This is a genomic window from Pseudomonas sp. Sample_23 (assembly GCF_004307595.1).
Lineage (GTDB): Bacteria > Pseudomonadota > Gammaproteobacteria > Pseudomonadales > Pseudomonadaceae > Aquipseudomonas > Aquipseudomonas atacamensis.
On the sequence record NZ_RCNX01000087.1, the window covers coordinates 33057 to 40516 of the forward strand.

The window sequence follows — 7460 nt, forward strand, 5'->3', positions numbered from 1 at the left end:
TCCGATGGTCTAGGGTTTGGAAGACGTTTGCACGGAGTTGACAGTCATGATTCAGTCAGTCCTTACGCCTTTTCTGACCATTGCCTACGAACAGCATGGCCCGAACAACGGCGCCCCGGTGATTCTGCTCCACGGCTTCCCCTATTCCCCGCGCGCCTTCGACGAAGTCGCCCCGGCGCTGGCCGCTCGAGGCTACCGCGTCATCGTGCCGTACTTGCGCGGTTACGGGCCGACCCGGTTCAACAGTGCGCAAACCCTGCGCTCCGGCCAGCAAGCTGCGATGGCGCAGGACTTGCTCGATCTGATGGATGCGCTGGGCATCGAACAGGCCACGCTTTGCGGGTATGACTGGGGCGGTCGGGCGGCGTGTATTGTCGCGGCGTTGTTTCCGGCGCGAGTGCGCGGGCTGGTCAGCGGCGACGGCTACCTCGTGCAGGACATCGCCCATGCGAACCAGCCGTTGGACCCCGAAGACGAGCATCGGCTCTGGTATCAGTACTACTTCCACACGCCGCGTGGCGTCGAGGGACTTAAGCAGAATCGCCGGGAGTTGTGTCAGTTGCTTTGGCGGCTGTGGTCGCCGACATGGGCGCGAAAGGATGAACGCTACCCGCTGACCGCTGGCGCTTTTGATAATCCTGATTTCGTCGACGTGGTGATTCATTCCTATCGGCATCGCTTCGGCTACGCCCCGGGCGATCCAGCCCTGGAGTGGATGGAGGAAGCGCTGGCCACACAGCCGGTGATCAGCGTGCCGAGCATTTCGCTGTGCGGCGCCGATGATGGCGTCGGCCCGCCTTCGCTGATTGATGGAGATGCCGAACATTTCAGCGGCTTCTATGAGCGGCGCGTGCTGGCGGGCGTCGGCCACAACATTCCCGAAGAAGCGCCGCAGGAAACCCTCAAGGCGATACTGGATCTGTTGCAACGCTGACCGAAAACCGCTCCCGATAAGCCTGCGGTGTCACGCCAATGGCACGGAGAAAACTTCGCCGCAGCGTCTCTTCGCTGCCAAAGCCGCAATTGGCGGCGATGCGTTTCACCGGCAAACCGGTATCGCTGAGCAGTCGGCGGGCGGTTTCGACGCGGATCAACTCGATCGCCCGCGCCGGGGTCTGGCCGGTGTCGGCGCGGTAGTGGCGGATGAAGCTGCGTTCGCTCATGCCGGCCTGTTCGGCGAGGGTCGGGACGCCGAGGTCGCAGGTCAGGTTTTCGGCGATCCAGGCGTGCAGTTCATCGAAGCGGTTGCCCTGTTGTTGCAGCGACAGCGTCACGCTGAATTGCGACTGCCCGCCCGGGCGTTTCAGGAAGACGACCAGGTGCCGGGCGACGTCGAGGGCGATGTCGCGGCCGAGGTCTTCTTCGACCATGGCCAACGCCAGATCGATACCGGCCGTGACCCCGGCGGAAGTCCACACCGGGCCGTCGTTGATAAAAATCGGATTGGCTTCCACGTGCAGATTCGGATGCTGCGCGGCCAGTTGCTCGCAGCGCGTCCAGTGGGTGACCACGCGGCGACCATCGAGCCAGCCGCTGGCGGCGAGCAGAAAGGCCCCGGTGCACACCGAAGCCACGCGCCGGCAATGAGTGCCGTGCTCACTCACCCAGTCGACCAGTTGTGGGTCTTCGGCGGCGGGATAAATGCCCCAGCCGCCGGCGATGATCAAGGTATCGCTGGGCGTTTGCGGCAACGGTTCGGCGAGCACCGCCAGGCCCGCCGATGACATCACCGCCCCGCCGCCGCTGGCGATCACGCTCGGCGCATACGGCACCGACATGCCGCGCTGGCGGGCCAGATCGTTGGCCGAGGCGAACACCTGCAACGGTCCGGTGACATCAAGGATCTGCATGTTGGCGAACGCGAGAACGTGAATGGCTTTAGGCATTTGGCGTAATTCGTGGGTTGATTGGCGTATGCGCCAGAACCTACCCGCCTACAGTGAAGTCGTCCACTTCTTTCAACGGAGCCACAACGATGACGCTGCAGATCGGTTTTCTGTTATTCCCGCAGGTTCAGCAACTCGACCTGACCGGCCCTTACGACGTGCTCGCCTCGTTGCCCGGCGTGCAGGTGCACCTGATCTGGAAGGACCTGATGCCGGTGACGTCCAGCACCGGCCTGCTGCTGAAACCGACTACTACTTTCGAGGATTGTCCGGATCTGGATGTGATCTGCGTGCCCGGCGGCAGTGGCGTCGGGCCGCTGATGGAAGATCAGCAGACGCTGGATTTCATCAAACGCCAAGCCGCGCAGGCACGTTATGTGACCTCGGTGTGCACCGGCTCGCTGGTGCTTGGCGCGGCGGGGCTGCTGCGGGGCAAGCGCGCGACCACGCACTGGGCTTATCACCAGTTGCTGCCGACGCTGGGGGCGATTGCGGTGAAGGATCGGGTGGTACGCGACGGCAATCTGTTTACCGGTGGCGGAATCACTGCTGGCATCGATTTCGCCTTGGTGCTGGCGGCGGAACTGGTCGATGCCGATACGGCGCAACTGGTGCAGTTGCAACTGGAATATGCCCCGGCACCGCCGTTCAATGCCGGCAGCCCGGACGTGGCACCGAGTGCAGTTGTCGATGAAGCGCGGTTGCGCGCGGCGCCTTCGTTGAAGCTGCGCACCGAGATTACTGAACGCGCAGCGGCCAAACTGGGCCTGCGCTGATATCCAGCCGAATGCAAAACCTGTGGGAGCGAGCCTGCTCGCGAAGGCGGAGTGTCAGTCGCCAGTGACGTCATCTGGAAGACCGCTTTCGCGAGCAGGCTCGCTCCCACATTTGATTTGTGTCTGGCATGACTGCCACACCTTCACTTGTCCCACCTCCCTCGCCCGTGTAGAAAGCCCCTTTCAGAAATCTCGCACAAGGACTTTCGATGAAGGCGCTGCCCTGGCTCTATCTCGCGCTGCTCGGCCTCGGTTACGGACTGGCCCTGAGCTACGGCCAGCTCGGTTGGCTGGCATTGATCTCCGTGGGGCTTTTGCTGTTCGCCACGTTCGCCGTGCGTCAGCAAGAGGTGCCGGTCGCGCGTTGGCTCGGCCATGGCCTGTTCATCGTTTTGGCCGTGGCACTGGCGCTGCACTGGCTGCCGGGCTTCGCCAACGGCCGGGTGATCAATCCGCAGCGTTTCACTGACAACGCCGTGCCGTTCGCGATGTACCTCAATCTCGACAAACCGCTGGTGGGCTTCTGGTTGCTGCTGGTTTGTCCGTGGATCGTCGCGCGGCGATCGTTGCGCCTGACGGTCTATGCCACCGCCCTCGCCCTGACGCTGTGCGCGATTCTCGCCCTCGGCGGCGCATTGTTGCTCGGCGTAATCGCCTGGGCGCCGAAGTGGCCGAATCAGGCCTGGCTGTGGGTGCTGAACAATCTGCTGCTGGTGACGCTGGTCGAGGAAGCGCTGTTTCGCGGCTATATACAGGGCGGGCTGAGCCGTCGCTTCAAGCACCTGCCCTACGGCGACAACCTCGCGCTGCTGTTGGCCTCGCTGCTGTTTGGTCTGGTGCATGCCGGCGCTGGCTGGACCTGGGTGTTGCTGGCGGGACTGGCCGGGGTCGGCTATGGTCTGGCTTACCGTTTCGGCGGACTGGGCGCGGCGATCGCCACCCATTTCGGCCTGAATCTTTTGCACTTCGGTCTGTTCACCTATCCGATGCTGGCCAGTTGATGCAAGCGCGGTTCTGCGACGCCGTACTTAAATCTGAAAAAAAAACTTCAATAAAAACCTGTCGGCGCCGACAACCATTCAAAGCCTTGCGGATTGAAAAACCATGCGTAACAACCAGCCCATTACACAACGCGAGCGGACCTTTCCAGCTCAGCAACGGTTGATTTCCACCACCGATGCCAAGGGCGTGATCACCTACTGCAACGACGACTTTGTCGAGATCAGCGGGTTTTCGCGGGAGGAACTGATCCGGGCGCCGCACAATCTGGTCCGTCACCCTGACGTGCCGTCGGCGGTGTTCTCGCACATGTGGGGCACACTGAAACAAGGCTTGCCATGGATGGGCATCGTCAAGAATCGCTGCAAGTCCGGTGACCACTATTGGGTTAACGCCTATGTAACACCGGTGTTCGACGGCAATCAGGTGATCGGTTACGAGTCGGTGCGCGTCAAGCCCACCGCCGAACAGATCCGCCGCGCCGAAGCGCTCTATCAACGCATCAACCAGGGCAAGTCGGCGATTCCTTCGACGGACAAATGGCTGCCGCTCCTGCAGGACTGGCTGCCGTTCATTCTGGTCAGCCAGCTGAGCTTCATGATTGGCGCGACGCTGAACTCGCAGTGGGGCTTCGCCCTCGCCGCCGGTCTTTCGGTGCCGTTGGGCCTGATGGGCCTGCAATGGCAGCAACGCGGGCTCAAGCGCCTGCTGCGCCTGGCCGAACAGACCACCTCCGACCCGCTGATCGCGCAGATGTACACCGACAGCCGTGGCGCGCAGGCGCGTCTGGAAATGTCGATCCTCAGCCAGGAAGCACGCCTGAAAACCTGCCTGACCCGCCTGCAGGACACCGCCGAGCACTTGACCGATCAGGCCAAGCAGTCCGACGCCCTGGCGCACAACAGCTCGACCGGTCTGGAACGCCAGCGCGTGGAAACCGAACAGGTCGCCACCGCCGTCAACCAGATGGCCGCCACCACCCAGGAAGTCGCCAGCCACGTACAGCGCACCGCTGACGCCACCCAGGAAGCCAACCGCCTGACCGGCCGCGGCCGCGACATCGCCGGGGAAACCCGCGAAGCGATTCAGCGCCTGTCGGTGGTCGTCGGCGAAACCGGCCTGACCGTGACGCAACTGGCCAAGGACAGCGACGAAATCGGCGGCGTGGTCGACGTGATCAAAGGCATCGCCGACCAGACCAACCTGCTCGCCCTCAACGCTGCGATTGAAGCGGCGCGTGCCGGTGAAATGGGCCGTGGTTTTGCGGTCGTGGCTGACGAAGTCCGCCAACTGGCGCAACGCACCAGCGAATCCACCGGGCAGATCCATGCCCTGATCGCCAAGTTGCAACAGACCGCCTCCAGCGCCGTGCAAACCATGGAAGCCGGGCATCGCCAGGCTGAAGAAGGCGTGGCGCGGGTCCTGGAAGCGGATCAGGCACTGGTCGGCATCAGCGAAGCAGTGGCCAACATCACCGACATGACCACCCAGATCGCCGCCGCGACCGAAGAGCAAAGTGCCGTGGCTGAAGAGATCAGCCGTAACATCAGCAATATCTCGGAACTGGCGGATCAGACGTCCGAGCAAGCGCATAACTCGGCGTTGTTGAGTGAAGAGCTGACGAAGACGGCCAACACGCAGTATTCGTTGGTGGCGCGGTTTAACCGCTGATTGCTCTAGCAGGATAAAAAAACCGGACAGCTAAAGCTTCCGGTTTTTTTAATACCTGAAACAAAGAAATAAGCGAAAAGCACATTCTGCGAACTATGTCTAGCTGACAACTCTGACAGTAGACAACATTTTAGAAACTGAATATCTATGAATTACCGTCCGATCAATCGACGGGATCCCCCTACGAGACAGAAGGATTTCATCGTGAACTTCAGAGATTTTTATAACAAAAATAACGTCCCGCAGATAAATAACTTCGAAACAGAGGACAACGAATTTCAGTGGCAGATCGATTCTTTATCAACCGAAGCTCAAAGAACATTATTCTTTAAATCAAGCACGACAACTGATAACTCATGGATATTTTACGGCTCCGTAGGCACCGTTGATTCAGAGGATCTTTTCGGTTTTATGCTCGCAGTGCCGTATATCAACGAGGACATCCTGGAAGGCACTTATACGCTTGCAGCGGGCTTGTACTGTGACCACAGACATTCAATAAAGAAGGGCGAACTTAAAGGCTGGCGAGTTATCGCGGCGGGTGATGCGACACTGAGCATTAAGCTGGATCCTGTAAAAGGGACTGTTGAAGGCGAATTCGAGGCGACATTTGCAAAAACAAAACCCGACGAAACCCCCGAACAAATAAGACCCAAAGGTACTTTCAATTTAAAAAGAGATGATCTGAAAGCCAAACAATATTTTGAGGCATTGGCGGATACTGTTTGGTATACCGCAACGAAATAGCGGGAAGTTGGCCTGTGATTTTGGTGTCGTCTGGGATGCCGCTTTCGCGAGCAAGCTCGCCCCCCCCCATTTGGACCGGGTGCATCAGTAAGAGGCCGGTTGGTCGTCAGGCCAACATCGCGAGCAGGCTCACCCTACATCCGATATGCGGTGACCACAGATATGTGCCCGACGACGATCCCCAGTGGGAGCGAGCCTGCTCGCGAAGAGGCCATTACAGCCAACGAATTTATTGAGGCAACTTCAGCTTATCCAGCAGTCGATTGACCAAAAGTTCATTGAGCATGATCACCTGTTGCAGCGCCAGCAGTGGTTTGCGTTCCGGGCCGCCTATTGAGTTGGCGATGTTACCGGCCATGGCATGGGCGTATGAAAGCGACTCGCAGGCCTCGACCAACAGGGTTTCGTCATCCAGCGTGGGGTCGACAACATAGACCGGGCGATATTTCGGTGAACTTGGCGGGGCTGCCAGGTCTTCAGGTTTGAGGTAGTAATCGAGGGCGCGGTCGGTGGCTTCCTGGATTTTTTGCGGGTCTAGTGCGCGGTCGTGGGAGGGTGGCGGGTTGGGGGTTACTTTGAACATAGATGAAGCTCCTACTTAGAAAATAAGGAGTCATCACTCTCGCTACCAAACGAGGGTGGCGACCATACGCAGGTTGGTAGACCGGTCTAAGCAGGAAACCCGGCGCTCCCGAAGGAGCCCCACGCATGGCCACCATAAATCGAGTCTCTACAGAGACTGCATATGGCGTCATGACGCTTAGAGACGGGCTACCAAACCCGATCACTGCTTTTTGTCAGTGACCGAGAAACGATATAGCCAACCTCATAGCCGCGTAAGCCGGCGGATTCTGGCGTAGGCGTAGGCAATGGCGCAAGGAGTTGTAGCCGGGATGGCGTAACGGGTCGTGTAGTTTCAACGGGGGTACTTGATGATGTTTAAGTGCAGGGATTGCCTCTGACAGTCAGGTGGTTTGAGGTCGTCTGGAAGAGCGCTTTCGCGAGCAGGCTCGCTCCCACATTTGGATCGGGTACATCAGTGGGGGACTGGTCGGCTTGGAGGTCGCCATCGCTGGCAAGCCAGCTCCCACAGGGATTGAGTCCGGCCGGTAGATAGTGGTCGGCTGTCAGGCCGCCTTCGCGAGCAAGCTCGCTCCCACAGAAAAGCAAAACAGCGCAGCTGCCCGCGGCAAAGCCGCACCACTCAACAATGAGCGTTAGCTCGAGTGCTCTCCCACAGGGATTGAGTCCGGCCGGTGGATAATGGTCGGCTGTCAGGCCGCCTTCGCGAGCAGGCTCGCTCCCACAAAAAGCAGAAAAGCAAAACAGCGCAGCTGCCCGCGGCGAAGCCGCACCACTCAACAATGAGCGCAAGCTCGAG

Annotated in this window: 8 protein-coding genes; 5 read left to right on the forward strand and 3 right to left on the reverse strand. The window is 59.9% G+C overall.

Going from position 1 to position 7460, the window contains the following annotated elements:
- Positions 1–46 precede the first annotated feature (46 nt).
- Entirely contained in the window at positions 47–934 is an 888-nt protein-coding gene (locus tag D8U82_RS23570) for an alpha/beta hydrolase (protein WP_130887035.1), read from the forward strand.
- Here the strand turns inward: D8U82_RS23570 and D8U82_RS23575 are convergent.
- Entirely contained in the window at positions 903–1886 is a 984-nt protein-coding gene (locus D8U82_RS23575; RefSeq protein ID WP_130903091.1) for a GlxA family transcriptional regulator, read from the reverse strand. The genes D8U82_RS23570 and D8U82_RS23575 overlap by 32 nt on opposite strands.
- An 89-nt stretch (positions 1887–1975) precedes the next feature.
- Here D8U82_RS23575 and inhA point away from each other — a divergent pair, with 89 nt between their 5' ends.
- The 4 genes from inhA (at position 1976) to D8U82_RS23600 (ending at position 6079) form a co-directional block, all read left to right on the forward strand.
- Positions 1976–2662: an isonitrile hydratase gene (gene inhA / locus D8U82_RS23580; RefSeq protein ID WP_130903092.1), complete on the forward strand. Its 687-nt coding sequence runs from the start codon at positions 1976–1978 to the stop codon at positions 2660–2662.
- A gap of 209 nt (positions 2663–2871) precedes the next feature.
- Entirely contained in the window at positions 2872–3663 is a 792-nt protein-coding gene (locus tag D8U82_RS23590; protein ID WP_130903093.1) for a CPBP family intramembrane glutamic endopeptidase, read from the forward strand.
- Positions 3664–3766: 103 nt separating this feature from the next.
- On the forward strand, positions 3767–5332 hold the full coding sequence (locus D8U82_RS23595; RefSeq protein ID WP_130903094.1) for a PAS domain-containing methyl-accepting chemotaxis protein: 1566 nt from the start codon (positions 3767–3769) through the stop codon (positions 5330–5332).
- A 204-nt stretch (positions 5333–5536) separates the two neighbouring features.
- On the forward strand, positions 5537–6079 hold the full coding sequence (locus D8U82_RS23600; RefSeq protein ID WP_130903095.1) for a hypothetical protein: 543 nt from the start codon (positions 5537–5539) through the stop codon (positions 6077–6079).
- 229 nt (positions 6080–6308) lie between these two features.
- Here the strand turns inward: D8U82_RS23600 and D8U82_RS23605 are convergent, their stop codons facing one another.
- On the reverse strand, positions 6309–6662 hold the full coding sequence (locus D8U82_RS23605) for a hypothetical protein (protein ID WP_024012339.1): 354 nt from the start codon (positions 6660–6662) through the stop codon (positions 6309–6311).
- A 356-nt stretch (positions 6663–7018) separates the two neighbouring features.
- Positions 7019–7460: hypothetical protein (locus tag D8U82_RS28310; protein WP_206663338.1), on the reverse strand; the 442-nt coding region annotated here is incomplete at its 5' end.

Bases quoted from the DNA above. Each gene is read 5' to 3' on its own strand.
- D8U82_RS23570 (WP_130887035.1), top strand. From the start codon at position 47: ATGATTCAGTCAGTCCTTACGCCTTTTCTGACCATTGCCTACGAACAG.
- D8U82_RS23575 (WP_130903091.1), bottom strand. From the start codon at position 1,886: ATGCCTAAAGCCATTCACGTTCTCGCGTTCGCCAACATGCAGATCCTT.
- inhA (WP_130903092.1), top strand. From the start codon at position 1,976: ATGACGCTGCAGATCGGTTTTCTGTTATTCCCGCAGGTTCAGCAACTC.
- D8U82_RS23590 (WP_130903093.1), top strand. From the start codon at position 2,872: ATGAAGGCGCTGCCCTGGCTCTATCTCGCGCTGCTCGGCCTCGGTTAC.
- D8U82_RS23595 (WP_130903094.1), top strand. From the start codon at position 3,767: ATGCGTAACAACCAGCCCATTACACAACGCGAGCGGACCTTTCCAGCT.
- D8U82_RS23605 (WP_024012339.1), bottom strand. From the start codon at position 6,662: ATGTTCAAAGTAACCCCCAACCCGCCACCCTCCCACGACCGCGCACTA.